The organism is Sulfitobacter sp. M368, assembly GCF_025141875.1.
Classification (GTDB): Bacteria; Pseudomonadota; Alphaproteobacteria; order Rhodobacterales; family Rhodobacteraceae; genus Sulfitobacter; species Sulfitobacter mediterraneus_A.
Genome location: NZ_CP081113.1, coordinates 707,333 through 731,951, shown reverse-complemented (window position 1 = coordinate 731,951; position 24,619 = coordinate 707,333). Strand labels below are relative to the sequence as shown.

The 24,619-nt window shown below is 57.5% G+C and carries 24 protein-coding genes, 1 tRNA gene and 1 riboswitch; of the genes, 10 read left to right on the top strand and 15 right to left on the bottom strand.

Features of this window, described 5'->3' with window-relative positions; translation table 11 throughout:
- Positions 1-154 precede the first annotated feature (154 nt).
- Positions 155-757 carry an HD domain-containing protein gene (locus tag K3754_RS03755; protein ID WP_231024249.1) on the bottom strand — a complete coding sequence of 201 codons (603 nt, stop codon included), beginning with the start codon at positions 755-757 and terminating at the stop codon, positions 155-157.
- 158 nt (positions 758-915) lie between these two features.
- Positions 916-1,170 carry a hypothetical protein gene (locus K3754_RS03750; RefSeq protein WP_259941142.1) on the bottom strand — a complete coding sequence of 85 codons (255 nt, stop codon included), beginning with the start codon at positions 1,168-1,170 and terminating at the stop codon, positions 916-918.
- 155 nt (positions 1,171-1,325) lie between these two features.
- Between K3754_RS03750 and K3754_RS03745 the strand changes: the two genes are divergently transcribed.
- The gene (locus K3754_RS03745) at positions 1,326-2,738 is read left to right on the top strand and encodes a DUF4214 domain-containing protein (protein ID WP_259941140.1); all 1,413 of its coding nucleotides are present in this window, start codon (positions 1,326-1,328) and stop codon (positions 2,736-2,738) included.
- Positions 2,739-2,777: 39 nt separating this feature from the next.
- Here K3754_RS03745 and K3754_RS03740 read toward each other — a convergent pair whose 3' ends face one another.
- Complete coding sequence (locus K3754_RS03740; protein WP_311201467.1) at positions 2,778-3,854, bottom strand: hybrid-cluster NAD(P)-dependent oxidoreductase; 1,077 nt, start codon at positions 3,852-3,854, stop codon at positions 2,778-2,780.
- Positions 3,855-3,859: 5 nt separating this feature from the next.
- On the bottom strand, positions 3,860-5,086 hold the full coding sequence (locus tag K3754_RS03735; RefSeq protein ID WP_259941136.1) for an aromatic ring-hydroxylating dioxygenase subunit alpha: 1,227 nt from the start codon (positions 5,084-5,086) through the stop codon (positions 3,860-3,862).
- A gap of 113 nt (positions 5,087-5,199) precedes the next feature.
- Positions 5,200-5,409: riboswitch (cobalamin riboswitch) on the bottom strand.
- 591 nt (positions 5,410-6,000) lie between these two features.
- Here K3754_RS03735 and K3754_RS03730 point away from each other — a divergent pair.
- From K3754_RS03730 to xylB, 3 genes are all read left to right on the top strand, one after another.
- Positions 6,001-7,038 (top strand): LacI family DNA-binding transcriptional regulator, encoded by a 1,038-nt coding sequence (locus K3754_RS03730; RefSeq protein ID WP_259941134.1) that lies wholly within the window; start codon positions 6,001-6,003, stop codon positions 7,036-7,038.
- Between the two features lie 18 nt (positions 7,039-7,056).
- Positions 7,057-8,352, top strand: coding sequence for a xylose isomerase (gene xylA / locus K3754_RS03725; RefSeq protein ID WP_259941132.1), 1,296 nt, complete (start codon positions 7,057-7,059; stop codon positions 8,350-8,352).
- A 197-nt stretch (positions 8,353-8,549) separates the two neighbouring features.
- Positions 8,550-9,980 carry a xylulokinase gene (gene xylB / locus K3754_RS03720; protein WP_259941129.1) on the top strand — a complete coding sequence of 477 codons (1,431 nt, stop codon included), beginning with the start codon at positions 8,550-8,552 and terminating at the stop codon, positions 9,978-9,980.
- Positions 9,981-10,028: 48 nt separating this feature from the next.
- On the opposite strand, the gene K3754_RS03715 is transcribed toward xylB, so the two are convergent.
- Positions 10,029-11,369: a condensation domain-containing protein gene (locus K3754_RS03715; protein WP_259941127.1), complete on the bottom strand. Its 1,341-nt coding sequence runs from the start codon at positions 11,367-11,369 to the stop codon at positions 10,029-10,031.
- A gap of 340 nt (positions 11,370-11,709) precedes the next feature.
- Between K3754_RS03715 and K3754_RS03710 the strand changes: the two genes are divergently transcribed.
- Together K3754_RS03710 and K3754_RS03705 are read left to right on the top strand one after the other, a co-directional pair.
- The gene (locus tag K3754_RS03710; RefSeq protein ID WP_259941125.1) at positions 11,710-12,684 is read left to right on the top strand and encodes a LysR family transcriptional regulator; all 975 of its coding nucleotides are present in this window, start codon (positions 11,710-11,712) and stop codon (positions 12,682-12,684) included.
- 171 nt (positions 12,685-12,855) lie between these two features.
- The gene (locus tag K3754_RS03705) at positions 12,856-15,291 is read left to right on the top strand and encodes an FAD-dependent oxidoreductase (protein ID WP_259941123.1); all 2,436 of its coding nucleotides are present in this window, start codon (positions 12,856-12,858) and stop codon (positions 15,289-15,291) included.
- Between the two features lie 13 nt (positions 15,292-15,304).
- Here the strand turns inward: K3754_RS03705 and K3754_RS03700 are convergent, their stop codons facing one another.
- The 6 genes from K3754_RS03700 to gstA form a co-directional block, all read right to left on the bottom strand.
- Positions 15,305-16,228 (bottom strand): DMT family transporter, encoded by a 924-nt coding sequence (locus K3754_RS03700; RefSeq protein WP_259941121.1) that lies wholly within the window; start codon positions 16,226-16,228, stop codon positions 15,305-15,307.
- A gap of 72 nt (positions 16,229-16,300) precedes the next feature.
- Positions 16,301-16,705, bottom strand: coding sequence for a GFA family protein (locus tag K3754_RS03695; RefSeq protein ID WP_259941119.1), 405 nt, complete (start codon positions 16,703-16,705; stop codon positions 16,301-16,303).
- Positions 16,692-17,687 carry a nitronate monooxygenase family protein gene (locus K3754_RS03690; RefSeq protein WP_259941117.1) on the bottom strand — a complete coding sequence of 332 codons (996 nt, stop codon included), beginning with the start codon at positions 17,685-17,687 and terminating at the stop codon, positions 16,692-16,694. The genes K3754_RS03695 and K3754_RS03690 overlap by 14 nt, the downstream gene beginning before the upstream one ends.
- Positions 17,688-17,692: 5 nt before the next feature.
- Positions 17,693-17,899: a 4-oxalocrotonate tautomerase family protein gene (locus tag K3754_RS03685; RefSeq protein ID WP_259941115.1), complete on the bottom strand. Its 207-nt coding sequence runs from the start codon at positions 17,897-17,899 to the stop codon at positions 17,693-17,695.
- A gap of 10 nt (positions 17,900-17,909) precedes the next feature.
- A complete protein-coding gene (locus tag K3754_RS03680; protein ID WP_259941113.1) occupies positions 17,910-18,284 on the bottom strand; it encodes a nuclear transport factor 2 family protein in 375 nt (124 codons plus the stop codon).
- Positions 18,281-18,904: a glutathione transferase GstA gene (gene gstA, locus K3754_RS03675; protein ID WP_259941110.1), complete on the bottom strand. Its 624-nt coding sequence runs from the start codon at positions 18,902-18,904 to the stop codon at positions 18,281-18,283. The genes K3754_RS03680 and gstA overlap by 4 nt, the downstream gene beginning before the upstream one ends.
- Before the next feature lie 174 nt (positions 18,905-19,078).
- Here gstA and K3754_RS03670 point away from each other — a divergent pair, with 174 nt between their 5' ends.
- Positions 19,079-19,378, top strand: a complete 300-nt coding sequence (locus tag K3754_RS03670) for a helix-turn-helix domain-containing protein (protein ID WP_231024246.1) — start codon at positions 19,079-19,081, stop codon at positions 19,376-19,378.
- 243 nt (positions 19,379-19,621) lie between these two features.
- Here K3754_RS03670 and K3754_RS03665 read toward each other — a convergent pair.
- From K3754_RS03665 to K3754_RS03650, 4 genes are all read right to left on the bottom strand, one after another.
- Positions 19,622-19,698: transfer RNA gene (locus tag K3754_RS03665), tRNA-Arg, on the bottom strand.
- 152 nt (positions 19,699-19,850) lie between these two features.
- Positions 19,851-21,236, bottom strand: coding sequence for a HAMP domain-containing sensor histidine kinase (locus tag K3754_RS03660; protein WP_203212219.1), 1,386 nt, complete (start codon positions 21,234-21,236; stop codon positions 19,851-19,853).
- Positions 21,237-21,286: 50 nt separating this feature from the next.
- Positions 21,287-22,705: an NAD(P)/FAD-dependent oxidoreductase gene (locus K3754_RS03655; protein ID WP_259941108.1), complete on the bottom strand. Its 1,419-nt coding sequence runs from the start codon at positions 22,703-22,705 to the stop codon at positions 21,287-21,289.
- Entirely contained in the window at positions 22,702-23,436 is a 735-nt protein-coding gene (locus K3754_RS03650; RefSeq protein WP_259941106.1) for a TVP38/TMEM64 family protein, read from the bottom strand. The genes K3754_RS03655 and K3754_RS03650 overlap by 4 nt, the downstream gene beginning before the upstream one ends.
- A 308-nt stretch (positions 23,437-23,744) precedes the next feature.
- On the opposite strand from K3754_RS03650, the gene rpmH reads away from it, so the two are divergent.
- From rpmH to yidD, 3 genes are read left to right on the top strand one after another with little or no spacing between them, the layout of a single operon-like run.
- On the top strand, positions 23,745-23,879 hold the full coding sequence (gene rpmH, locus K3754_RS03645; RefSeq protein ID WP_037911188.1) for a 50S ribosomal protein L34: 135 nt from the start codon (positions 23,745-23,747) through the stop codon (positions 23,877-23,879).
- A gap of 24 nt (positions 23,880-23,903) precedes the next feature.
- Positions 23,904-24,332 (top strand): ribonuclease P protein component, encoded by a 429-nt coding sequence (rnpA, locus tag K3754_RS03640; RefSeq protein ID WP_259941099.1) that lies wholly within the window; start codon positions 23,904-23,906, stop codon positions 24,330-24,332.
- Complete coding sequence (gene yidD / locus K3754_RS03635; RefSeq protein WP_259941096.1) at positions 24,329-24,550, top strand: membrane protein insertion efficiency factor YidD; 222 nt, start codon at positions 24,329-24,331, stop codon at positions 24,548-24,550. Before rnpA ends, yidD begins: the two co-directional genes overlap by 4 nt.
- The last annotated feature ends 69 nt before the right edge of the window (positions 24,551-24,619 follow it).

The window sequence follows — 24,619 nt, the reverse complement described above, 5'->3', positions numbered from 1 at the left end:
CCCCACATCGTTCGGCCCCGAACGCAGGCACAGTAAACACGCCATTGAAGCGGGCAAAATACCAAAAGCGGCATTTTGCAGAAATCGGCCAAAATGACCTTGTCCAATTGTGACGTCATGCCGCCGATAGTCAATTTGACCTAAGGCGCAGAGCCTAAAGCCCGATCACCTCGTCCTCACGGATCACGGCAGGATCGTAGGCTTTTCGGGCGAACACCTCGCGCACCATTGGCTCAAAATGTTCTAAGGATTTTGACGGGTATTCCGGATCAAAGGATGCCTGATCCCAACGTTCACAAAATGCCGCGCAGGTGTCGAAGCAGGGGTGATCCCTGAACCGGTCACGGGCATCTTTGTCCCAGCCGTAATGATGCGCGTAGTAGACCATCTGGAAAATCCCATGATGCTCCACCGTCCAGGCCACCTCCCAGCGGACAAAGGGGCGGATCACCTCGGCGGAAAAACGGTCATGGTTCTGCGGGGCCAGCCCATCACCAATGTCATGCAAGAGCGCACCAACGATCCAGTCGATGTCGGCGCCTTCCGCCTCGGCCCGGCTGGCCGATTGCAAGCCATGTTCCAGTCGGGTGATCTGATACCCCTCTAGCGTCGCCTCGCCCTGGCGACGCAGCTCCTCCAGAACCCGATCAGCGGTCAGGCCCAAATAGGGTTTCTCCAATTCATGCAACAGCAGGTATTCTTCCTTGGTGCCGTCCTTCATCTGAGTGAAAGACACCTTTGGATTTGCATCTGTCATTGACTCGCTCTCCCTTTTTCTGTTGCGCCCTACATGGACAGCTCGCCCATCGGCCCTGCAGCAAGTGTGACAGATTGATCCGCCACGGTACGATCATACAACGCCAGATCGGGCACGGCGAAAAGACTGCGCGATCCCGGCGCGTTGATCCACCCGCGTCAAACGTCCACACCGCGCACCAGCATCGCATAATCCCGCCCCGGCACAGCATCCTTTACTCCTAGGATGGCAGATCTGACCGTCCGCCCGATCCGGCGGCCATTTGACCTGTTGGCCCCGGATGCAAAGAAAGCGATCGCTTCGAGTTGCTGCTGTGCGGCGGCCCCCTCGTCGGTGTCAGATGTCCTTACAGCCGCCACAAACACATTTTGATGATAGGTGTGCCGCTGATCTACTGTCAGTCCACTTTCCATCGCGCATGCCCTTAGGTCAGCCTTTTCCCCAGTCTCCGCTCGATCAGCGAATTCGCGCCTACCCTCAGTTGACACGCATACGTTGAACTATATGGAGGCCCGCACAACGCAGGCGTCGACGCGCCGATTCTCCATTTTGCAAGGACATGCAGCCGATGACGACCTATACAATTCCCGCGCAATTGATCCGCAGCAATGCCTATACTGGTAGTCTGGTAGGGACTGAAACCACAGAACTGGTGCTGGTCACAGCCGACACTGAAACAGGTTTCTCCTATTCCATCGAATACGACGCCTTTGGGAATTATTCGCACACCAACATCGACAAGAACGTGTTCTCGGCCACTTATCTGGATGGTGCGGGGCGGCTCTATGCGAACGATCCAGGAATGGTCTTTGATGTTAAATGGGGCGGAAACAACTTTTCCACGCTCTTCTTCTCCCAGACATTCACAGGCGGGGAACTGCAAGAAGTCCTCGTTCTGCTGGGCGGCGCAACCTTGCCCGAATTTACCGGTATTGCTGCCGTCGAGGCATGGATAGAGGCTTTCGATGAAGCCGCCATACCCCGCAAAGGGCCGTTCACACCAGGCCAGCATATCCCATTTGATGCCCCAGCCGGTACTCAGGTAACCGAAGATGACTTTATCGTCGGCTCACCCGGACCTGACCCGATCAGCGCGGGCATTGGAAATGACACGATTGATCCGGGCGCAGGCCACGACACAATTGATGGCGGTGCGGGGGATGACACGGTCCTCTATGCCGGAGATCAAAGCAGCTATACTCTGACGCTGTCAGCAGAGGCCACGACAATCACCAATCGCCTGTCCTCCGGCACAGATATCGATACCCTGATTGATGTGGAGTTTCTGGATTTTGGAACAGAAATGGATGTCTTTGGCGGCCAGCCCATGCATCTGGATATCTTTGACGGACCAGCCAGCCTGAATGCCGAAGAATTCTCCGAAATTGTTGAGCTTTACGTGGCTTATTTCAACCGGGCACCTGATGCTTTGGGGTTGTTCTTCTGGGCCGGAAAATACGCCGAGGGGCTGAGTATTGCCGATATGGCAGCGAGCTTTTTCACGCAGCAGGAGACGCAGGAAACCTATGCGGCTGTGATGGACGACGCGGGCAACCTCACCGATGTCAGTGCCTTTGTGACCGCCGTCTACCAGAACGTTCTGGGCCGTCAGGCGGATCAGGCCGGCTTCGATTTCTGGGTCGATGTTCTGGAAAACAGCCCCGATGTGACCCCGCCCAACTTTATACTTGCGATCATTCAAGGGGCCAAGTTTCCTGCTGATCCTGTGCCGCAATCCTATGTCGATCAGGCCTATCTGGAAAACAAGTCCGACATCGGCGCCTATTTTGCAGTGATCAAAGGCATGTCAGAGGTCGGCAATGCCAGCACAGCCATGCAACTCTTTGACGGGTCCGACGACAGCCTTCTGGCGGCCAAGAACGCCATTGATGCATTTCACGTTTCCGCAACGGGCCCGACAGACGGCGAGTTTTTGATGCCGCTTGTGGGTGTGATTGACGACCCCTTTGCCTTTGTCTGAGGAACGCCCCCTCCGACACCAAGGCCGGAGGGGGATCCCCTAAATCTCGATCGACACCTTGCCCATCGGGTGTGAACAGCAGGCCAGGACATATCCCGCCTCAATGTCATCCTCCGAGATGCCGCCGTTGTGGACCATATGGACATCACCCCCGGTCTTTTTGACCTTGCAGGTGCCACAAACCCCGAAAGTACAGCCCGACGGGATGTTCAGCCCTGCCGCCCGGGCCACGGCCAGAACAGTATCGGTTTCGGTGCATTTGTGACGCACGTCCGACTGCGCGAAGTAGACTTCCGCAGTGCTCTCCTCATCCGGGACCACATCATCCAGATCAGGCTGATCCGCCTCTACCTCAACAGGTGCGCCAAAGCTTTCCTGATGATAGTGGTCCATGTCAAAGCCAAGCCCCGCCAGCGCGTCGCGCACAGCCTGCATGAACGGCTCCGGCCCGCAGCAATAGACCTCGCGCTCCAGATAATCGGGGGCCATCAGCCCCAGCATCAGCTGGTTGAACATACCCTGATACCCGGTCCATGGTGCATAGGGATCGGGCGCCTCTACGACAAATTTCACTTCCAGCCCCGGTGCGCGGCTGGCCATCTGCTCAAGCCGCTCACGAAAAATGATTTCCGAAGGCACGCGGGCGCAATTGATGAACACGGCATCCAGATCCGTGCCTTCATCCCACAAACAGGTGGTCATCGACATCATCGGGGTGATGCCGGAGCCTGCCGAAATGAACAGATATTTGTCGGCCTTGCTGTCCGCATGGGTGAAAAGACCCGCCGGACCAAACGCCTTGAGCCGCACGCCGGGCTTGAGGTTATCGAGCATCCAGCGTGTGCCGATGCTGTCGCTCTGCGCTTTGGCGGTGATGGTGATGGACCGGGGCCGCGAGGGCGAAGACGAAATCGTATAGGTCCGGTGCACCGTGCCGCCCGGCACAGGAAGTTCAAGCGTCAGAAACTGCCCCGGTTGATAGTCGAACAGCGCACCAGATGGCGCACGAAAGGTAAAGCTGGCCACATTCGGCATTTCCGGAATGACCGAAACGCATTCCAGCATTTCATCATCGGTCCATGTCCCGCGCATGGGTTTGTTGCTCATATCGTTCATTACGCCTACTCCGCCGCAAGTGATTTAGGGGCGAGCCGCGCGGACAGGGTCGCGCAGTACCAATCGACAAACTGCGCAACGCCGGATTCCTGCGTTGGCGAATAGGGACCGGGTGTATAGGCCGGCGAATTGATACCCTTTTGATTGTCTTCGACAACGCGGCGGTCTTCGTCATTGGTGGCCATCCAGACCTCGGTCAAACGTTTCAGGTCATAATCCACGCCCTCAACCGCTTCTTTGTGCACCAGCCATTTGGTGGTGACTTCGGTTTCCGTCGGGCTCACGGGTGTTACACGAAAGATGATGGAATGATCCGGCAGAAAATGGTTCCACGTCGAGGGATAGTGGAACTTCAGCAAGGTGCCAGCATCATCAAATGGCACGCGGCCCAACCAGCGGCGCACGGCGGTTTTTCCATCCAGAGTATAGCTTTTGGCGCCTTCTTTCAGTGGCATCCGCGCAAGCCGGTATTGGCCACCTGCGTCCAGCTGGAAATCCGACCGGATGCCCGCTGCTTCACAACGATGGAAATGCGCGGCCAAGGCAGGTGGCGTGTCGCCAGCTTCAATTCCGGTGACAGATGGATCATCGGGGAAGGTTCGGCACAGCGACGGATGGTTGCCACCGCAATGGTAGCACTCGCGGTTGTTTTCCCAGACCAGCTTCCAATTGCCATTCTCGATGATCGAACTTTCGAACGCCACCTTGGCATTGCCCAGATCATGGGGTTCCAGATAAGGCGCGGCCAGTTCTGCAAAACTGTCAAAATCGGGCGCTTCGTCCGCCAGACAGATGTAAACCAGCCCAGCCAGCTCGCGGCAGTGCACCGACTTCAAACGATGTTTGGAAGGGTCAAAGTCCGGTCCCATGTCACGCGCCCATAGAAGTGAACCGTCCAGCTCATAGGTCCATTGATGATAGGGGCAGACCAGCTTTGGCGCGTTGCCTTTGGCGGCGGTACAAATCACCGATCCACGGTGGCGGCAGGAGTTGTGGAACGCGCGAATCTGGCCATCCGCACCGCGAACGATGATGACGCGATAGGCACCAACGGTGTGGGTGACATAGCTGCCCGGCTTTTCCAACTCACAGGCCGCGACCGCAAACAACCAATCACGGTAGAAGATCGTTTCAAGATCGGTCTGAAACACCGCCGGATCATTGTAGAACGGTTGCTCCAACGCGTGACCGATCTGGCGTCCCGCAAGCAATGCATTGATATCGTTGTTCATCTTGTGCTTCCCGGCCGCTGGGCGCGGCGTTGCTGGAGCGATCGGCAGCACAGCGCGGGGGTGGGCGCCACAAGGAGGACGTGCACCCAAGCCAGCGCCTGCACCGCCGCCCGCGGATTGACGTTTTGCAAGGCTGGTTTCCGGGCTTGGAAGGTGCCAATGGCACGGTCGCATCGCCTTCCCGAGGTCCTCTCTCAGTGGCGTTTGGTTGCGACCTTCCCTTCCTTACCGTTGCGGGGGCAGCGCCGGATTTGCACCAGCTTCCCAATTCTCCGCCTCCCCCAAGGTTTGAGAAAAGCAGCACCTTACAAGCTGCAAATAATCCGGCCCTAAGCAGTCAGTCGTTTCAAATTGCGACCAATCGAGCGCCCGAAAAGACACTCAGGCAGATGTGGCAGATTCTGAGAAAACCCCACTTGATCAAGAGCGACGAAGAGCGAATCCACACCAGATCTTGTGTTCAGCAAGGCACGATCCCCACATCTAGAGGTGGGCTAAAACAGGAACGTCACTTTGCCGATCAAGCAGCGACACGCCCGGGTCGTCGATCCCCAAAGTTGGTCGGTGAATGACAATTTGCCTGCGGCAGGCAAAGGATTCTCCGAGAAGCGATGCACCCCTTGAACGAGCCGGCACATTGGAATCAGGCGGCAAGCATTTTGTCCCCTGCGAAGGATGCGAGCCAATCAGACGAAGGTTCGCGAAGGCAGATTTGGATAAAATGATTGACGAATTACAAACATGGCTCTTTCTATACCGTCAAATATTTTCCTTAATAGACTGTTATTAGAGAAAAATTTTTCAAACACTTTGATCAACATATAAAAGTCCTGACAAATTGATTGACGTCCATCATTTTACGGCACAACTTATCCCTCACGGTCATCAAGCCTTCGGTGATTGGAGGAGGTCCAATGAAAAATCCGACGCTCCATGACGTCGCGCGGCTGGCTGGTGTCAGCTCTGCGACCGCTGATCGCGTATTGAACCGGCGCGGAAACGTGGCAGAGAAATCTGTCCGAAAGATCGAAAAGGCCGTCGCGCAGTTGGGCTATGTGCGCAACATTGCTGCCGCCAACCTATCCAGAAAACGCGGGTATCATCTGGCGTTTGTCCTGCCGCGCCGTTCGCACGCTTTTTTTGGCCGCATGCATGAACAACTGCAAAAGGCGGCACTGCATCTTAAATCCGCCCGCGTCGCCATTGACGTAATTGAATTTGAGGCTTTTGACGCTCACGCGTTGGAGGTCGCCGTCTCAGGGCTGTCGGAAACGGGTTACGACGGCGTGGCCTTTGTCGGACTGGGCCAGAGAACCGCGGTCAAGCCATTGGTGGCATTGCGCAACTCGGGCGTAAAGGTCGTCTCACTGGTCTCTGACGGCCCTCAAGATTGCCGTGATCATTACATCGGCATTGACAATAAAAAGGCCGGGCGCACCGCCGCACGTCTGGTTGGTATGGGCCACGGTGGCAAAGCAGGCCGCGTGATTGTCACCGCTGGTTCGCTGGATGCGCGCGACCATTCCGACCGGATCGAAGGGTTCACAGCGGTGCTGAAACAGGATTTTCCGAGCATCGAAATCACATCCGTGATCGAAACCAAGGACCAACCCCGCCAGATGCGCGCGTTGTTGTCCGAACGCCTGCGCGGTGACGATGGCTACACGGCAATCTATAATGTCGGCGCGGGCAACGAAGGCTTGGTGGATGCCGTTCGGATGAATGGCCGTGATGGCCTTTCCATCTGCGTGGTTCATGAACTTTCCACTTGTACCCGCGACGCGTTGGAAGACGGCACCATCGACGTGGCCATCGACCAGCGCCCCGAGATTGAACTCAACCGTGCGCTCGCCCTGCTGCAAGCCATTGTGGATGACCTGCCGCCCCCACCGGCGCCGGAGCTGATCCCAGCGATCTACTTGCGTGACAATCTTCCCATTGAGCCGTTTTGACAGAAAGGCCCTTCCCAAATGACCACTTTTTTCGAAGACCTCAGCCCCCTGCGGTTTGATCCAGATGCCAATGGTCTTGCCTTTCGTCATTACGATCCGGACGAAATGATCATGGGCAAGCGGATGGAAGATCATCTGCGCTTTTCCGTGGCCTATTGGCATTCCTTTGCTTGGCCGGGCGGTGATCCGTTTGGCGGCCAGACCTTTGAACGCCCTTGGTTTGGCGACACGATGGATTTGGCCCGGATGAAGGCCGACGTGGCCTTTGAAATGTTTGACCTGCTGAACGTGCCGTTCTTTTGCTGGCACGACGCGGACATCCGTCCCGAGGGCGCAACCTTTGCCGAGAGTCGCCGCAATTTTGAGGAAATGGTCGATTACCTGACGGGCAAGATGGAAAACGGCAAAACCAAGCTGCTGTGGGGGACCGCCAATCTGTTCAGTCACCGCCGCTTCATGGCAGGCGCCGCCACGAACCCCGACCCAGAGGTATTTGCCTGGTCGGCAGCCACTGTGAAACTGTGCATGGACGCGACCCACAAGATGGGCGGCGAGAACTACGTTCTGTGGGGCGGGCGCGAGGGCTATGAAACCTTGCTGAACACCGACCTCAAGCGCGAACGCCAACAGGCGGGCCGGTTCCTGCAGATGGCTGTCGAGTACAAGCACAAGATCGGGTTCAAAGGTGCGATCCTCGTTGAACCAAAGCCGCAGGAGCCGACCAAGCACCAATATGATTTCGACGTTACCACGGTCTACGGCTTCCTCAAGGAATTTGGCCTGGAGAACGACGTTCAAATGAACATTGAACAGGGTCACGCGATCTTGGCCGGTCATTCCTTTGAGCATGAGCTGGCATTGGCGACATCTTTGGGCATCTTCGGATCCATCGACATGAACCGCAATGATTACCAATCGGGCTGGGATACGGACCAGTTTCCCAACAATGTGCCCGAGGTCGCATTGGCCTATTACGAAGTGCTCAGGGCGGGCGGGTTCACCAAAGGCGGCACCAACTTTGACGCCAAGCTGCGCCGCCAATCCCTTGATCCTATTGATCTCATTGCCGCCCACGCCGGTGCAATGGACGTCTGCGCACGCGGGTTCAAAGCGGCCGCCGCGATGCTGCAGGACGGCACGTTGGAGGAGATGCGCAAAGCCCGATATGCGGGATGGGACACCGCCGGGCACGGCGCCTTGCTGGACAGTGATCTGGCAACCATCGCCGCGCAGGTCGAGGCCGATGGGATTGATCCGCAGCCACGTTCGGGCCGTCAGGAAATTCTGGAGAACATCGTCAACCGCTTCGTCTGAAGCGGCACATTCGGCCGGAGTTACAGTGAAAAAGATCAGAGGTCATGTCGCAGAGCACATGCGCGGCAATCCCAAACTGCGGCAGATATGGGTCATAGGCCCCTGAGCGTCTAAGGCCCCGGTCCAAGCGGGAAATTGAAACAGTCTTGGCCGGCAGATCAAACGGTCAAGATGCCAAGAGATGAAAGAGAAATGATATGTTTTTGGGGCTGGACCTCGGCACCTCCGGTGTCAAAGCGCTTCTGATCGACGAGGCGCAAAACCCCGTGGCCGAAGGGCATGCGCCGCTCACCGTGCAGCGCCCCCACCCCAATTGGTCAGAACAAGATCCTGACACATGGATTTCTGCCTGCGATGATGCCATCGCCGCCGTGCGTGCAACTGCGCCCCGGGCGTTTGCCGCGCTGAAAGGCATTGCGGTATCGGGTCAGATGCATGGCGCAACCTTGCTGGACAAAGCGGACAAACCATTGCGCCCGGCAATCTTGTGGAATGACGGGCGGTCTGGCGCAGAATGCGAAGCCCTGGAGGCCCGCGCCGATTTTCGAGGAATTGGCGGGAATATCGTCATGGCGGGTTTCACCGCCCCGAAACTTGAATGGGTACGCCAGAACGAGCCCGAGATCTTTGCCGAGACCCGCAAGGTACTTTTGCCCAAAGACTACGTTGGTCTTTGGCTGACCGGGCAGCATATGTCGGAAATGTCCGATGCCGCTGGCACGCTGTGGCTCGATGTGGGCAAACGCGATTGGTCCGATGCTCTGCTTGCGGCAACAGGGATGGATCGCAGCTATATGCCCACCCTTGTCGAGGGGTCCGGAGCGGCTGGAAATCTGCGGCCTGAACTGGCCAGTGCATGGGGCGTTGGCCCTGTCGTTGTGGCGGGCGGCGGCGGCGACAATGCCGCGACAGCCTGCGGTCTGGGCATCACCAAACCGGGCGATGCCTTTGTCTCGCTTGGCACCTCCGGTGTCTTGTTCACCACAACGGATCACTATGCCACCAACACGCAATCTGCCGTCCACAGCTTTTGCCACGCGGTGCCAGACACTTGGCACCAGATGGGTGTTATCTTGTCGGCCACCGACAGCCTGAATTGGCTTGCTGACTTGGTGGGCCAATCTGCCAAAGATCTGACAAACGCCATCGACGATCTGCCCAGCGCCCCCTCGCCCGTGACATTCCTGCCCTATCTGTCGGGCGAACGCACACCTCACAACGCGCCCGATGCTTCTGCCAGTTTCCTTGGCCTCAAGCGCCAACACGGGCTGACCGAAATGACCCAAGCCGTGATGGAAGGCGTGGCCTTTGCATTAAGTGACTGTCGCCGCGCCATCGATGGAAGCGGCGCCAAGTTGGAAAGCGCATGGGTTGCCGGTGGCGGCAGCCAATCCAAGGCATGGCTCAACATGATTGCCGCCGCGACGGGTCTGATACTGAAAGTTCCAGCAAGCGGATCACAAGGTGCAGCCCTTGGGGCGGCCCGCCTCGCCATGGCCGCAACCGGGATGAACGATGTATTCCAAACCCCGCAGTTGCAGGAACGTATCACCCCGGACCCTGCCTTGGCCGCAGCCTATGCAGAGCGGCAACACCTGTTCCGTGACGTCTTTCCGGCGCTCCCATAGCGGCAGATCGAGAAAAGCTGCGAAAAAGGCAGCAGCGCCGCTCGCCCGTTAGACAAACCTATGGGTTGCGCCCACCTTTAACCCCAATCGGGCGAATGTGTCTTGGGCAAGTCCCGCGATCTCATCCTCGCTATAGGCGTCCGCGTCATATCTGAATTGCAGCGCACTGCGCCCCGGCTCAAATTCGGCCCGCAGAACCAGCTCATCAAAATCACCCGGATAATGCGGCATAGCAATCTCACTCAATTCCATTGACCAGATGCGAACGGTGCCGTCTGCCGAAGGCTGCGCCACGGCGTCAGGGGGTTGGCGATTGCCATTCAGGGGCATCCGGCTGCCGGTTGTAATCTGGCGGGGATAACTGCCTGCGTCGAGCAACCTGCGGTCCCATGTCCCTTCACGCCGGGCGGCAATCGCCGGCAGATGATCCAAAGTCTCGCGCCATTGCCGCGCATGGTTTTGCGCGGCCTCGACAACCGGTTGACCCTCACGATGCCGAAAACGCATCAAGGGGTGCAACGCATGATGACCCGCGTATTGGAACAGGCGGTTGTCGTGACGTCCGAGGGTTAGCGAATAAAGCACATCCTCAACATCCCCTGCCCGCGCCACAGTCTGTATAAAAGCTGTGTTGGCCAGCATGAACGCCGTTGTGCCCACCGCTTGGGCCTGCGCGTTTAACTGAGCCACCTGATCTGCGGTAAGATCACAAAAGAAGTCAGCACCCTTTTGCCAAGTCAGACCGCCCTGCAAGATGGGCAAGCCGCGTTTGACCCGTCCTATTTTTGGCGGCGGCGGCGCAGGCAATAGCTTCTCTTCCCAAAACTGCTGGGCCAAAGGTCCGCTCATGGCGCGATCCCTGCCCCAACCTTGATAATATGCGGCATAGCCAACGGCTGAGGTCACTATTGGCACCTGAAAATAGAACTTCATAAGATCGTCACGCATCACAGTCATGCCAAAGGCGTCCGTCAGGCAGGCATGAGCACGGAAAACCACAACATCACCAAGATCACCAAATAACAGCAGATCAAGCTGAACCAATTCATGCCCGACAAGCGGCAGAAGGTCGCGTGCATGTCTGTGTGTGATCCCTTCGATAGCCTCTTCGGAGGCACCTGAATAATCATGGACACCGATCCCCGCAGCACGTGCATCTCGAATGCAGCACTTGGGTTTTGCACCATCGAGATCAAGGACCAGACGGGTGACGTCATGGCGCGCACAAAGCTGCGCAAAGGCGCGGCGCAATCTCCGTTCACTCAAACCGGGGCGGACACGCATCGCAATCGAATGGGTTGTATGGGTCAAAAAGTTGCGATTGGCCTCAGGGTGTTGTGCAAGCAGAAGGTTGAAATGTTGCCACGCCGTTAGAGGGAATGTCTGCATGCGGTGTTTAGGGCCTGTGAACAATCAAAGGTCATTTAGAACTGATTTCCATATCTGGCGCAACCGTCCTTGCCCCATGTGGATCTGGCGCTGAATGCCCCTAATGGCCCAGCCCCAAATCCGAGTGCCTGACAGGGTGAATATTCACGGCGAGATGCGATGCGAAGGCAATTCGCGATCCAGAGTTGCCCGATTTGGGAGAGACTTGATGCGAACTTGGCCGGCTGTTGCCAGCGGTCAAGCGCAGGCCAACTGGCCCAACATTTCCGATTTGGTTGGCTTTATCCTGTGATTTACGTGATCAAATGAAAAGACCTCTGGTGACCGGACCCATACTCCAATGCCAACACATTCTTCGAACAAAGACCTTAGCCTGAAATGGCTTGAGTTGTTCCAAACCTATGCAAGGACTCAATCGTTGCAGGCGACAGCGGCAGAGGCCGACCTGTCCATCAGCACGGTTTCTCATCACTTGCGCAATCTTGAAGAGCATCTTGGCATTGCTCTGTTTGATCACAGCCGCAGGCCGATGGTCATTACGCCGACAGGTCGCAACTACTTGCGCAACATCGCGCAGGCCATGCAAACGATCCGCAAAGCGACGGCAGAAGCATCTGCAGGCAATGTGGCAGACGCCTCTTATCTGCGGGTTGGCACGATCGAAGATCTGGATAGCGATGTTACGCCAGAACTTGCAGTCTATCTTTCGCAGAACATGCCGGATTGCAATTTCCTGTACCATACCGGAACCAGCAACGACATCATCCGGATGCTGCGCCATAGGGAACTGGACTTAGGGGTTGTGACAACTCCCCTCAAGTCCCTAAACGATCTTGTTGACTGGCCCCTGTTGCGTGATCCATTTGTCATTGCCTTGCCGGTTTCGATGGATTTGTCGCTGCCCGATATTGTTGAAGGGCGCATCAAGCTGCCATTTTTGCAGTTCTCAAGTGATCTCATCATCGCGGCGCAGATCGAAGCGCAATTGCGCCGTCTGGGGGTGCAATTGCCCAACAAGTTTGAATGCGGAAATAATCAAACTTTAATGGCCATGGTCGCCGCGGGTTCCGGGTGGACCATAACGACCCCATTGATGTTTTCACGTGCGCGGCGGTTCCACAAACAACTTCGCCTGCATCCCTTTCCCGGTAAGAGTTTTGGACGGACGTTATCACTGGTTGCCAGCCCTGACTGTGCCCAGTCCGCAATTGATCTGGTGGCATTCAAACTGCGCGTTGAACTGAACCGGCAGATCCTTTCCGGCATGCACCGTGCGTTTCCTTGGCTCGATGAGCAATTCACCCTGATCGAATAGGATCATTCGACATCATTGAGGAGCTGCACGGATATCGAAATCCGCGAACTATGTGCCATTAGGCCGATATTCTCGTAGTTTAATTCTGATTTTTTCGGAACACCTATCCAACCCTTGTGCCGAAAGTGCAATTCTTGCTCAGTTCGTTTCTGCATTTCTCGGGAGGCGAAAATGAAGTCACGCACGAAGGTTGTGGTCATAGGGGGAGGAATCGCCGGTTGCTCAACATTGTATCATCTGACGGAAGAAGGGTGGTCTGACGTTGTTCTGATTGAGAGGGACGAACTCACCTCTGGCACCACGTGGCATTCGGCGGCTCAGGTGACAAATTTTGGTATGAACCAAACAATGGTCGGTCTGAAATCTCACTCCATCAGCCTTTACAAGAAATTGCGTGATGATCCTGAATACCCCGTGGGCTACCACCATGGCGACGGCGGGATCCGGCTGGCCAATACCGAAGCACAGATGCAGGCCTATCGCCATTTTGCATCGATGGCGCGCGGTATGGACGTAACTTTTGAGGTTATTGATGCCGCGGAATGCGCCCGCCGCCATCCGCTGATCTCGACGGACAACCTGCTGGGAGGTCTCTGGGACGGCGAAGACGGTGACATCGATCCGGCGCAACTGTGCCAGGCTCTGGCGTTCCACGCGCGGAAGGCCGGCGCAGAAGTTTACCGCCACACAAACGTGACCGCGCTGACCCAGCATACCGATGATACCTGGACGGTCGAAACCGACAAGGGCAGCATTGACGCTGATATCGTTGTGAATGCCTGCGGCTATCGGGTGAACGAAGTTGGCAAGATGATGGGGGTGCATCACCCTGTCGCCTCCATGGAGCACCAGTATTTCGTCACCGAAGACATCCCCGCCATTGTCGAAGCCGGTCACCGAATGCCCCTCTTGCGCTGCCCAATCTCAGACTATTATTCCCGCCAGGAAAAGAACGGTCTTTTGGTCGGGTTTTACGAACAGGATTGCAAAACATGGGGCATGGATGGCATCAGCCCGAGCTTTGCCAATGATCTGTGCCCGGATGATCTTGACCGCGTCATGGACGTGCTGGAGGGCGCGTTTGAACGGATGCCCGCGCTAACCGAAGTGGGCATCAAGCGTGTGGTCAACGGGCCGATTACCTATACCATCGATGGTGCGCCCTTGGTCGGTCCAATCCCCGGCAAGCGAAACGCCTTTTGCATCATCGGCCTGCGGGCGGGTGTGGGTGAAGGCGGCGGCCACGGCTGGCTGCTTGCGCAACAGATCGTTCATGGTGAGGCGCAGTATGACACCTGGTGTATCGATCCACGGCGGTTCACCGGACATACAAATGTCGAACTGACCGCGCTCAAGGCAATCGAAGACTACCAGAACGAATTCCGCTTTCATTTCCCTCACGAACACCGCCCCGCCGGACGCAACGCCAAGACAACACCGCTCACGCCGATCATGGCCGCCGAAGGTGCAGAATTTACCGTCGTGAATGGATGGGAGCGGGTGGATTACGTAAAGCCGTCACCGAATTTCCACCCGAGCCTGAGCTTCAACTTCGACGAGACCTTCGACATTGTCGGCGCAGAGGTCCGCAACGTGCAAGAAAACGTTGGACTGTGCGAGGTGAACGGCTTCAACCGCTTCGAGTTTGCCGGCGCGGACCGGCACAGTTTCCTTGACCGGATGTTCTGTGGGGCCGTCACCAAAAAGGATGGCCGCGTGGGCCTTGGGTATCTGCTGAACCATCACGGCATGATCAAAGGTGAGGCAACGATTGCGAATATCCCGGCCTCGGATCGCGGCCCGGCCCGCTGTTGGTATGGATCGGCCGCGGCTTCCGAATATCACGACATGGACTGGCTGACCCAGCATTTACGATCGGACGAAGACGTCCAGATCCGCAGCATGACAAACGATCAGACAATCCTCGTTCTGGCCGGACCCAAAGCACGCGATGTGCTATCGGACTGCGCCCGAGGCGACTGGTCCAAAGAGGCCTTCCCTTGGCTGTCGGTGCGCGAATGTTTCATCGGTTTCTCGCCCGCAACCGTGCTGGGTGTCAGCTTTTCTGGTGAACTGGCGTATGAAATCCACGTGCCGAACGCCTCTCTTTATGTGGTCTATCTTGCCCTGCGCGAGGCGGGTAAAGCACATGGCATGAAACTTTTCGGCGCGCGCGCAGTGGAATCCATGCGGCTCGAAAAAGGCTTTCTGCATTGGAAGGCCGATCTGCTTACCGAGTTTGATCCGTTTGAGACAGGGCTGGACCGCTTTGTTCGCCCGGACAAGGGGGCGTTCATCGGACAGGATGCCTTGCGGGAGCGAATGAGAAACGGACCGACACGCCGCCTCGTGACGCTAAAGGTAAACAGCACAACCGCGCCTGCGCATGGTGGTGCATCCTTGATGCAAGGTGATGCGGTAGTGGGCACGGTCACTTCGGGCGAATGGGGGCATCGCGTGGGCATGAACCTCGCCTATGCCTTTGTCCTGCCAGAACTGGCGGCGGCTTGCACCGCCATGCAGCTGGATCTCTGCGGAGAATTGGTGGCGGCAAAGGTGATCACGCCCTCGCCCTATGACCCGGAGTATGCCCGCATGCGCGCCTGACCTTGCACAGGGGTCAGGGATTTCTGGCGATGTTGGTCGTTACGTTCCGCGTGGCGCGGCTTCGTGTCAGGACAATTGCGGTGATGACCAACGCACAGGCACTGAGCTGCGCAATCGTCAGGATCTCGCCAAATGCGAACATCCCGACAAGAAACATGGTTGGCAGTTCAACGCTGCCAATTACAGCCGTGCGCGACGCGCCAATGATAGGAGAGCTGACAGTATAAATCAGCTGTGGGACAAGCGCGGAGACAACCGCAATTCCCAAAATCATCACCCATGTATTTGCATCAGTGGGCAAGATTTCCGCGGCTGTCGACGTCGCAACAAGCGGCGAAAGCGCCAGTACCGATCCAAGAGAAACAGACGCGATCCTCGCAAGCGGTGGAATGCGCGAAAGGCGATGCACAAGGACGCATATACCAAAACCGAACCCCAAAGGCGCCGCCAGCGAAAGGATCAATGTCGGCAAGTGTTGAGGAGGAACCGCAGCTGGATTTCCGGCGATGACGGCGGCCAGAAAGATCAGGCCGGAGGCAAACAAGGCCCTGCGGGATGGTGGATCGGCAAATATAGCCCATGCAATGACGACCGTGAACACAGGATAAGTCATATAAAGTACGCCAACTGTCGAAGCAGGGATCGTTTCAACCGCCCTTACATATCCGATCCAACCCAGCCCCATACCTGCGCCTGCACAAAGACCCCAGACCAGTTCGCGCCATGCCTTCAACTGGCTCAGAAACGCAGGCAACAAAATCACTGCGGTGATGATATACCGGTAAAAGGCCACCGAATGTGCGGCCAGCCCTTGGTCGGTCAAATTTCTGCTGAAATAGGGGACGATGCCAAAACAGACCGACGCAAAAAGCACCCCAAGCGCGGCCATTGTTTGCTTGGTATTCAGTACTTTTGGGTCTGAAAGGGAAACCGTCATGCAAAAGGCCTATCACAGCCTTGGCCTTCTCCTATGCTTTTCTTATCGCACTGCGGATCTTGGACCCGGACCCTAGCTTGGAAACCCTTTATGCGCTTCGACCTGGTCGAGGGTGGATGACCACAACGGTTGCTCGCTGACAAATGTCCGGTACATCTGCGCAACCTCCGGTTCCCCCTGTAAAGGCCCCGCAGGAACGATCATTTTTGTACCATCACCACTGAGCCAAGGCACGCCCGAGCCGCATTTCGGACAAAAGGACTTGGAGATGTCCCGCCCCGGCACTTCATAGGTGACGACGTCATGACCACCAGACAACCATTTGAAACCACCGACATCTGTGAACAGATTTGATGCAAAAGCCGACCCGGTGATCTGTCTGCATTGCGCGCAACTGCACAAGAACATCTTTTCGAACGCGTTGACGACCTCATATGAAACCGCACCGCACAGGCAACTGCCTTTAAGTTTTTGCATTCTCATTGTCCTCTCTGAGCGGGCCAACCAATTGGCCAAGGCCGCGCATACGATCCTCCGCTTGCGAGACCATTCTGTGAAGCGTGGCTCGCGCGGGTTCGCGCGCCTGTATGAGATCAGCGGCCTCGCCGACAATCACCGCCGCGACGTCCATGTCCCCCGCCGCCAATGCGGCGTTGAAGCGGGCCTGCTCCGCAGTGAGGTTTTTACGCAAGCCGTCCATATTGCCGCTCCATTTTCGGGTGAAGGAATTGCGCATTGTGCGCAGGTTCCAATCCGGTGGCCAGTTGAGGCCGCGCGCCAAATCAAACACCGAACTGCGTTCGGTATTGTCTCCCGACCCCGAAACAGCCGCCACCTTGGCATCCGCACTGGCAAGGGATTCGTCGCTGGCAAAGAATGTCGTGCCGCACAAAGCACCTGACGCGCCCAGCGCCAAGGCCGCAGCCAGACCGCGTCCATCCGCAATGCCGCCCGCAGCGATGACAGGTATTCCTTGCGCGATATCGGCCACTGCCGGAACAAACGGCAAGGTCGCTCTGGCGCCGCCGTGACCGCCCGCCTCGGTGCCTTGCGCCACGATCACATCGGCGCCAGCATCCACCGCTTTACGGGCTTGGTCGAGTGTCTGCACCTGAAGGATCAATTTGGTCTTCGCTGCGCGAATTTGACCGAGGAAGGGCCCAAAGTCACCGAATGAGAGCATCACTGCAGCCGGGTTCCTTTCGAGCGCCAGATCAAGCAGATCGGGCTGACGGGCGAGTGACCAAGTGATAAAACCCACGCCGACCCTTGCATCGCCTGCCGCCTCAAATTCACGTTTGAGCCAGTCAGCATCGCCATAGCCGCCGCCGATCAGACCCATACCGCCTGCATCGCTCACCGCGGCGGCGAGTGCTCCGCCGCTGACACCCGCCATTGGTGCCAGCAAAACGGGATGTTCGATGTCCAGCAATTCACAAAGAGATGTGCGAATACCCATACCGGTCAACGCGCCGAAGTGTTGCGGTATTGTTCGACTGGCACCCCGCCGATACCCCAATTCTCAAGCGCAACTTCGTCGATAACGACAAATGTGGTTGCCGGGTTTTTATCCAGAATCCGCACCAGCACGTCGGTAACGCCGCTGATCAGTTCGGCTTTTTGATCGGGGGTGACGCCTTCGCGTGTCACCTTGATGTTTACATAGGGCATATCAAATCCTTCAGGCTTCACGTTCGGTGATTTGGAAAACTTTGGCCATGATCCACCATGCCCCATCCGTGCGCACAAGGGTCAGGAAATCAATGAAATCTTTCGTACCGATGGAACAGCGCACCCGAGCAAAGGCGGTGTTTTCTCCTGCAAACTCGATGGATTCGATCAAATCCCGGCGCGGCTCATTCCGCGACGCTGGGGATTTTCGCGCCGCCACCACCGGCAGGTATTCATCCATCGTGCGGTAAAGCAACGGCATCTCATCTGCCGTTGCGTAGATCGCCTTTGGGTGAAAGACGGTGGCCAGTTTGCCCGCGTCGGCATGATAAAGACCATCAAAGTAGGTCTCAATCACGCCGGTGAGTGCAACAAATTTGGTCATGCCGCCCGCTCCATCAGGCCCTCAGTCACCATCGCCTTGATTGTTGCCGGTCGCGCCGCGACACGCGCGACAAATGCTTGGGTCTTTGGATGCGCGTCAAGATTGATCCCGACAAAGCTGGCCCAGTTGAGCACGACGAAAGCATAGGCGTCCGCAACCGTGAACCTGTCACCCATGAGATAATCGCGGCCATCCGCAAGGATCCGTTCAATATGCGCCACGCGGCGATTGACGCCAGTTTCGGCTTTCTTGCGTCGGACATCATCCATTTCAACGCCAGAGAAAAACGGCCCGAAAGATGTATGCAACTCCGACGACAGAAAGTTGAGGGTTTCCTGAAGGCGGACCCTTGCCATTGTGCCGCTTGGAGGGGCCACGCCAGCAACGGGTGACTGGTCTGCCAAATACTGCAACACGGCGGGGTTTTCGGTAATGATGTCGCCATCATCGGTCACAAGCGCGGGCACATAGCCGTTCGGACTGATCTTGAGGAAATCGTCGCCTGCTTCGGTTTTGCGTGCATCGGTGTCTGTCTTGTCGAGATCAAACGAGACGCCAAGCTCGTTTAAGACGATGTGGGATGCCATCGAGCAGGCACCGGGTTTGTAGTAGAGTTTCATCTGTAATCGCTCCGGTTGTTTGCGGTCATGGGCAAGAGATGGCGTATCGGCTTACCGTTGACAACTTGGTTTCTCATGGATACTTAACTATTGAGTTACCCCGCAGAAACCTGGTCACCAAACATGCCCCTCAAAGTGCGCAAGAACCAAAGTCCCAAGCCGCCGCAGCCGTGCATGTTGACGCATTGTATGGGCGTGATTTCCGGGGCATGGGCGGCCAATGTCATCTGGTCGCTGCGTGCCGGCCCGCGCCGCTTTAACGAGCTGCGCACAGATATTCCGCCAATCTCGGCCAAGGTGCTCTCGACCCGTTTGACGGAACTTGAGCAACGCGGTGTGCTGTCGCGCAATGTCCAGCCAACCTCGCCCCCTTCGGTTGAATATGCCCTGACGGAGCTGGGCAGCGAACTAGTGCCTGCGCTTGAGGCCATCGTAGAAGTGGGCCACCGTCTCAAGATGCGCGAAGAGGGATAACTCCCTGACCCGAGCAACAGAAATAGGGTTCTGGCACTTCCGGGACTGAGATCAAAAGCGCAATCAAGGGGTCGGTCAGTGCAAGATCCGGATCAAATCTGCCGGAAATCGCAGCTTATGTCAGTGTCCAGATTGCGGGGTGGCTCGGTCATATAGTGGCCCACTCCACCCTCTGCGCAACCAAGCCAGAAATCACGCGGAAATTCAGGCCAGGCTCGACATGATCAAATCATTTGGGGGTAGTGGCGGACCGAGGAGGATTCGAACCCCCGACCCCTTGATTCGTAGTCAAGTACTCTATCCAGCTGAGCTATCGGTCCACTGAGGCGCGGTTTAGTCGGCCCGCGCGGGGTTTGCAAGCCTGTTTTCCCGACTTTTTACGATTAGGTGATTTTCATACTCCAGCACCATCGAACCGGCATTCGGGACGCCTTATTTGCAATGGCCTGCGACCGGCTGACCAATGCCCGCCCTACAAGGTGCCGTCGCCTTTTGGCAGGGTCACTCTGAAACATGTACCGTCCTGACCAGTTCGCACAAGGTGCAATGACCCGCCGTGGCCTTTGACAAGCTCGGCCGCAATCGCAAGGCCCAGACCGGAGCCGCCCTTGCGTGCACCGCCCTGAAAAGGCGTAAAGAGATGTTCCTGCGCCTTCGGTGGCAGACCCGGCCCGGTGTCAGAGACGTCAATGTGCCAGGCGGCATCATCTTCAAGTGCCGTGACGCCGATTTCGCCCTCTTGCCCCGTTGCCATCAAGGCTTGCCGCGCATTGCGCACCAAATTCGACAGAACGCGGTACATCTGTTCCGGATCAGCCCGCAGCTGCATGCCCGCTGGCACGTTCACTGCAAAGCTGAGGTTCTGGTCGCGGCTCGCCAGCCGCTCTGCCTCGATCGCGTCCTCGACCAGTTCGGCCATGGACATCATCGTGAGGGTCGGCCCCGGTTCCTCGGCCTTGCCAAAGGCCAGCGTCGACTCGCACAGGTGAACCGCGCGGGTGATGGAGCCAACCAGCTTGGGTGCAAGCCGCCGCACGGTCGGGTCTTCGGAGGTTTCGATACGGTCGGTAAACAGCTGCGCCGCGGCAAGGATGTTGCGCAGATCGTGGCTGATCTTGCTGACAGCAGAGCCAAGCTGCGCCAGGCGTTCCTTTTGCTTGAGCGCCTGGGTCAAATCGGTCTGCATCATTTTCAGCGCCACCTCTGCCTCGCGCAATTCCGTCACGCTGGCAGAGGGTTCAATGATCCGCCGGGCATCTTCGGGCGCACGCGCATAGCGTTGCATATGCCCAACCACGCCCTTGATGGGTTTGAGCAGTAAGGCCCGCATCGCCAGAAAGAGCAGCAACGCGGTGATCACCGATATCACCGCCGACAGAACCAGAATGCGCAGGCCATAGTCGATCATCGCCATGCGCATCGGCGCGGTTTCCATCGTGATCTCGATCAGTAGACCGGCCTCGCGCACAGGCTCTCCCATGACGCGGATCACTTCGTTCTGTGGGCGGAACAGGCGGCGCATCGCGTCGCGGATCAGCACCATCGCCGTTGCATCGCGCAGATCGACAGTGGCGGCGATGGTTTGCGGCATATCGGAGGACAGCATCAGCTGGCGCACCTCATCGCGGCGCAGCACCACGTTGAACACCTCGGCGTTCTTGAGCAACTCCTCCTCAAGCGCGGGATCAAGCATATCATCGGCCAGCAACGCCAAAGAGGCGATCTGCGCCCGCTCAAGCCGGTTGAGCATGTAATCTTCGCGGAACCGCGCAATGGAGGGGACAAAGATCATCACTTCGGCCACCATCACAAAGATTGTCGTCAGGATCAGCAATCGCCCGGACAGGGAGTTGATCATCGTGGCCTTCACCCTCTAACCCTTCGCACAAAACACCATGTTCGCCCCCTTCAGGGCAGAAACCGCTGTACCAGCCCCACCACCCGTTTGACCATTGGGCTTTCAAAAAGGCGCGGGCTGAAATAGGCACCCGCCGCACGTTTGTTGATCTCACCGATGGTTGGATAGGGTGCAACCATAGCGGCAATCTGGCTCATTTTCATATTATTGGCCAGCGCCAAGGCCCAAAGATTGATCAACTCGCCCGCCTGATAGCCGACAATCGACGCACCGACCGGGCGGCCCTTGACCACCATCACTTTGATCAGGCCCTTTGTCTTGCGTTCGGCAATGGCGCGGTCGTTGTGGTTGTAGTGAAACCGCACGACCTCCAACTTGTCGCCGTGTTGCTCTTTCGCTTGCGCCTCGGACAGGCCCACCTGCGCAAGTTCAGGATCGGTATAGGTTGCCCAAGGGATATGCGATGTCTTGGCCTTGCTGGGCAGGCCAAACAGCATGGACCGAATGATCACTCCGGCATGATAGCCTGCCACATGGGTAAACTGCAGTCCGCCCGCAACATCGCCGATGGCATAGACCTTGCGGTTTGTGGTGCGCAGGCCGTCATCAACCTTGATCCCGTTTCGCAGGGGTTCGATCCCGGCCCTTTCCAGATCAAGCTTCTCCGTGTTGGCCTTGCGGCCCACTGCCATCAACAGATGCGAGCCTTTGAAACGCCGGCCATCTTCGGCCAGCACTTCAATTGCGCCCGCCTTGCCACGCACTTCGGAAACCTTCGCGCCTTCCTCGATCACCACGCCTTCATCGCGCAGCGATTGCAGAACGATCTCGGCCAGCTCCAAATCATCCTTGCCCAGCGCGGTTGCCCCTTCGATGACAGTGACCTTGCATCCCATGCGAACATGGGCCTGCGCCATTTCCATCCCAATCGGACCGCCGCCCACAATCAACAAATGCGCGGGCTTCTCGCGCAGCTCGAACAATGTCTCATTGGTCTCGTATGGCACCTGATCCAGACCATTGATCGGCGGAACGAAGGGTGACGATCCCGTGGCGATCACGATCCGCCTTGCGGTGATTACGGTATCGCCCGCCTGTACCTCGGTCTCGGAAATAAACCGCCCGTATTCCTCAATCACCCGCACGCCAAGGCCTTCGAACCGCTCAACGCTATCCACCGGGGCAATCTGCGCGATGACATCGGCGACGTGATCCTTGGCCGCCGCGTAATCCACCTCGCCGGGCGCATCGGCAACACCGAATTGCGCCGCATGAGTTTGGCCATGGGCCGCCTTGCCGGTCGCAATCAGCGCCTTGGAGGGCACACAGCCATAGTTCAGGCAATCGCCGCCCATCTTGTGACCTTCCAAAAGGGTGACATCCGCCCCCATTTGCACGGCCCCCGCCGCAACCGATAACCCGCCAGAACCAGCGCCGATGATCAACACATCTGTTTTGATCCGCTTCATTTCAGCAGCTCCTTTTTGCCGGTCACGGCCTTGATGATGATGGGCAATACCGACAATGCGCACAGGCCAAGGATCGGCAGAAGAATATGCGGCTCAAAGATGATCCCCAGATCGGGCGTTTCACCAGCGGCGAACACCGCGCCCAAGCCCGCACCAACCGAAGTATAGACAACCGCCCCCGGAATGATCCCCAGAAAGGTTGAAACCGCAAACCGGTACAGCGGCACACCCAGAAACGCCGGCAACAGATTGGCCACAAAGAACGGCACCGCCGGCACCAGCCGGATAAAGAACAACATCGACCACTGGTTGTCATCGATACCCTGCTTGATCTTACGCACCATCCCTTCGGAGGCATCCATCCGTGCCTTGAGCCGTTCCCCCAACCCCATGCGGGCGGCCTGAAAGATAACGATCGCGCCAATTGTCGCCCCGGTCACGTTGAAAACCGTGCCCAGCGCGGTGCCGAACAGAAAGCCGCCGGTCAGCGTGGCAATGGTTGCACCTGGCAGCGAAAAGGCAACGATCAGCACATAAAACAACACAAATATCAACGCGGTCAGCAGATAATTGCTGTCGCGAAAGGCAATCAGCGCCTCGCGGTTGTCACGCAGCGTGTCAAAGCTGAGGTAATCGCGCAGGGTGAACGCCCCGATGGCCGCAACCACCGCAATCGCGATCAGGGGCGCATAACGGGCCACGGTAGATTTTCCGTCATTAGAATCAGTCATCAGGCTCATGTCTCGGACCACGGGAAAGGGAACAGGGTAGCGTTCCTATCTACATGGACTGTTGCAGCGCATGGCGACAGGTCTATCACGGGCGCTTGATCAGCGGTGTGGTTTTTGGCACCTGGCACCCGTCCAAACCCCCGCATTGAAACATATGCAGCGTGTTTTTTGGAAATTGTTGCAAGACTCGCAGATTTCCGCCCCAGAGGGTTTGACTTGCCGCCCCAGCAGCTTTAGAGGACGGGCTTGAATTGACGCTGGCCGGAACGATTCCGAAGATCCAGTAAGTATTAAGTGGAGACGGAGCGATGAAACGCACCTATCAACCTTCGAACCTTGTGCGCAAGCGCCGCCACGGTTTCCGTGCACGCATGGCAACCAAAGCGGGCCGTAAGATCATCAACGCACGCCGCGCCCAGGGCCGGAAATCGCTGAGCGCGTAATCGCGCCAGACGGATTGACGTAACATGACACCGCCGGAGGCACCCAAAGATGGCACTGACGCCATGCTGCGGGATACGCCGCCGGCGGTTTCGTCATGTCTGACGGTCCTCACCAAACGCCCGGACTTCCAACGCGCCAGCCGCGCCGCCCACACGGCAACGCCCGGTTTTGTCGTGCAAATGCGCAAGCGGCGCGAGGGCGAAACACCGGAAGCGCCGGATCAGGTCCGCGTGGGTTTTACCTGTTCCAAGAAGGTCGGCAATGCCGTGGCTCGCAACCGCGCCAAACGGCGCCTGCGCGAGGTGGCCCGCCTGACCTTGCCGCAGCAGGGCAAACCCGGCCATGACTACGTGTTGATTGGCCGTAAGAACGCCACCGCTGATTTGCCGTTTGATCAGCTTCTAGCCGATTTTCACAAGGCGCTTGGCATTCTACACGGCAAACGCCGGTGACCCCGCTTGCACGCATTCTGTCCTGGCCGGTGCTGGCCTACCGCGCCATCTTCAGCCCTTGGGTCGGCCATAACTGCCGCTACCACCCCACTTGCAGCGCCTATGCCCTCGAAGCGCTGCAAAAGCATGGCGGCCTAAAAGGCGGCTGGCTGGCTGCACGGCGCATAGCCCGATGCCACCCCTGGGGCCGCAGCGGCATCGACAACGTCCCCGATTAATGCGCAATCGCCTGATTTTGGGTGAACCCCCGGAGATTTCAAAATCTCCGAACCGATTTCTTGCAAGAA

Bases quoted from the DNA above. Each gene is read 5' to 3' on its own strand.
- K3754_RS03755 (WP_231024249.1), bottom strand. From the start codon at position 757: ATGACAGATGCAAATCCAAAGGTGTCTTTCACTCAGATGAAGGACGGC.
- K3754_RS03750 (WP_259941142.1), bottom strand. From the start codon at position 1,170: ATGGAAAGTGGACTGACAGTAGATCAGCGGCACACCTATCATCAAAAT.
- K3754_RS03745 (WP_259941140.1), top strand. From the start codon at position 1,326: ATGACGACCTATACAATTCCCGCGCAATTGATCCGCAGCAATGCCTAT.
- K3754_RS03740 (WP_311201467.1), bottom strand. From the start codon at position 3,854: ATGAACGATATGAGCAACAAACCCATGCGCGGGACATGGACCGATGAT.
- K3754_RS03735 (WP_259941136.1), bottom strand. From the start codon at position 5,086: ATGAACAACGATATCAATGCATTGCTTGCGGGACGCCAGATCGGTCAC.
- K3754_RS03730 (WP_259941134.1), top strand. From the start codon at position 6,001: ATGAAAAATCCGACGCTCCATGACGTCGCGCGGCTGGCTGGTGTCAGC.
- xylA (WP_259941132.1), top strand. From the start codon at position 7,057: ATGACCACTTTTTTCGAAGACCTCAGCCCCCTGCGGTTTGATCCAGAT.
- xylB (WP_259941129.1), top strand. From the start codon at position 8,550: ATGTTTTTGGGGCTGGACCTCGGCACCTCCGGTGTCAAAGCGCTTCTG.
- K3754_RS03715 (WP_259941127.1), bottom strand. From the start codon at position 11,369: ATGCAGACATTCCCTCTAACGGCGTGGCAACATTTCAACCTTCTGCTT.
- K3754_RS03710 (WP_259941125.1), top strand. From the start codon at position 11,710: ATGCCAACACATTCTTCGAACAAAGACCTTAGCCTGAAATGGCTTGAG.
- K3754_RS03705 (WP_259941123.1), top strand. From the start codon at position 12,856: ATGAAGTCACGCACGAAGGTTGTGGTCATAGGGGGAGGAATCGCCGGT.
- K3754_RS03700 (WP_259941121.1), bottom strand. From the start codon at position 16,228: ATGACGGTTTCCCTTTCAGACCCAAAAGTACTGAATACCAAGCAAACA.
- K3754_RS03695 (WP_259941119.1), bottom strand. From the start codon at position 16,705: ATGCAAAAACTTAAAGGCAGTTGCCTGTGCGGTGCGGTTTCATATGAG.
- K3754_RS03690 (WP_259941117.1), bottom strand. From the start codon at position 17,687: ATGGGTATTCGCACATCTCTTTGTGAATTGCTGGACATCGAACATCCC.
- K3754_RS03685 (WP_259941115.1), bottom strand. From the start codon at position 17,899: ATGCCCTATGTAAACATCAAGGTGACACGCGAAGGCGTCACCCCCGAT.
- K3754_RS03680 (WP_259941113.1), bottom strand. From the start codon at position 18,284: ATGACCAAATTTGTTGCACTCACCGGCGTGATTGAGACCTACTTTGAT.
- gstA (WP_259941110.1), bottom strand. From the start codon at position 18,904: ATGAAACTCTACTACAAACCCGGTGCCTGCTCGATGGCATCCCACATC.
- K3754_RS03670 (WP_231024246.1), top strand. From the start codon at position 19,079: ATGTTGACGCATTGTATGGGCGTGATTTCCGGGGCATGGGCGGCCAAT.
- K3754_RS03660 (WP_203212219.1), bottom strand. From the start codon at position 21,236: ATGATCAACTCCCTGTCCGGGCGATTGCTGATCCTGACGACAATCTTT.
- K3754_RS03655 (WP_259941108.1), bottom strand. From the start codon at position 22,705: ATGAAGCGGATCAAAACAGATGTGTTGATCATCGGCGCTGGTTCTGGC.
- K3754_RS03650 (WP_259941106.1), bottom strand. From the start codon at position 23,436: ATGACTGATTCTAATGACGGAAAATCTACCGTGGCCCGTTATGCGCCC.
- rpmH (WP_037911188.1), top strand. From the start codon at position 23,745: ATGAAACGCACCTATCAACCTTCGAACCTTGTGCGCAAGCGCCGCCAC.
- rnpA (WP_259941099.1), top strand. From the start codon at position 23,904: ATGACACCGCCGGAGGCACCCAAAGATGGCACTGACGCCATGCTGCGG.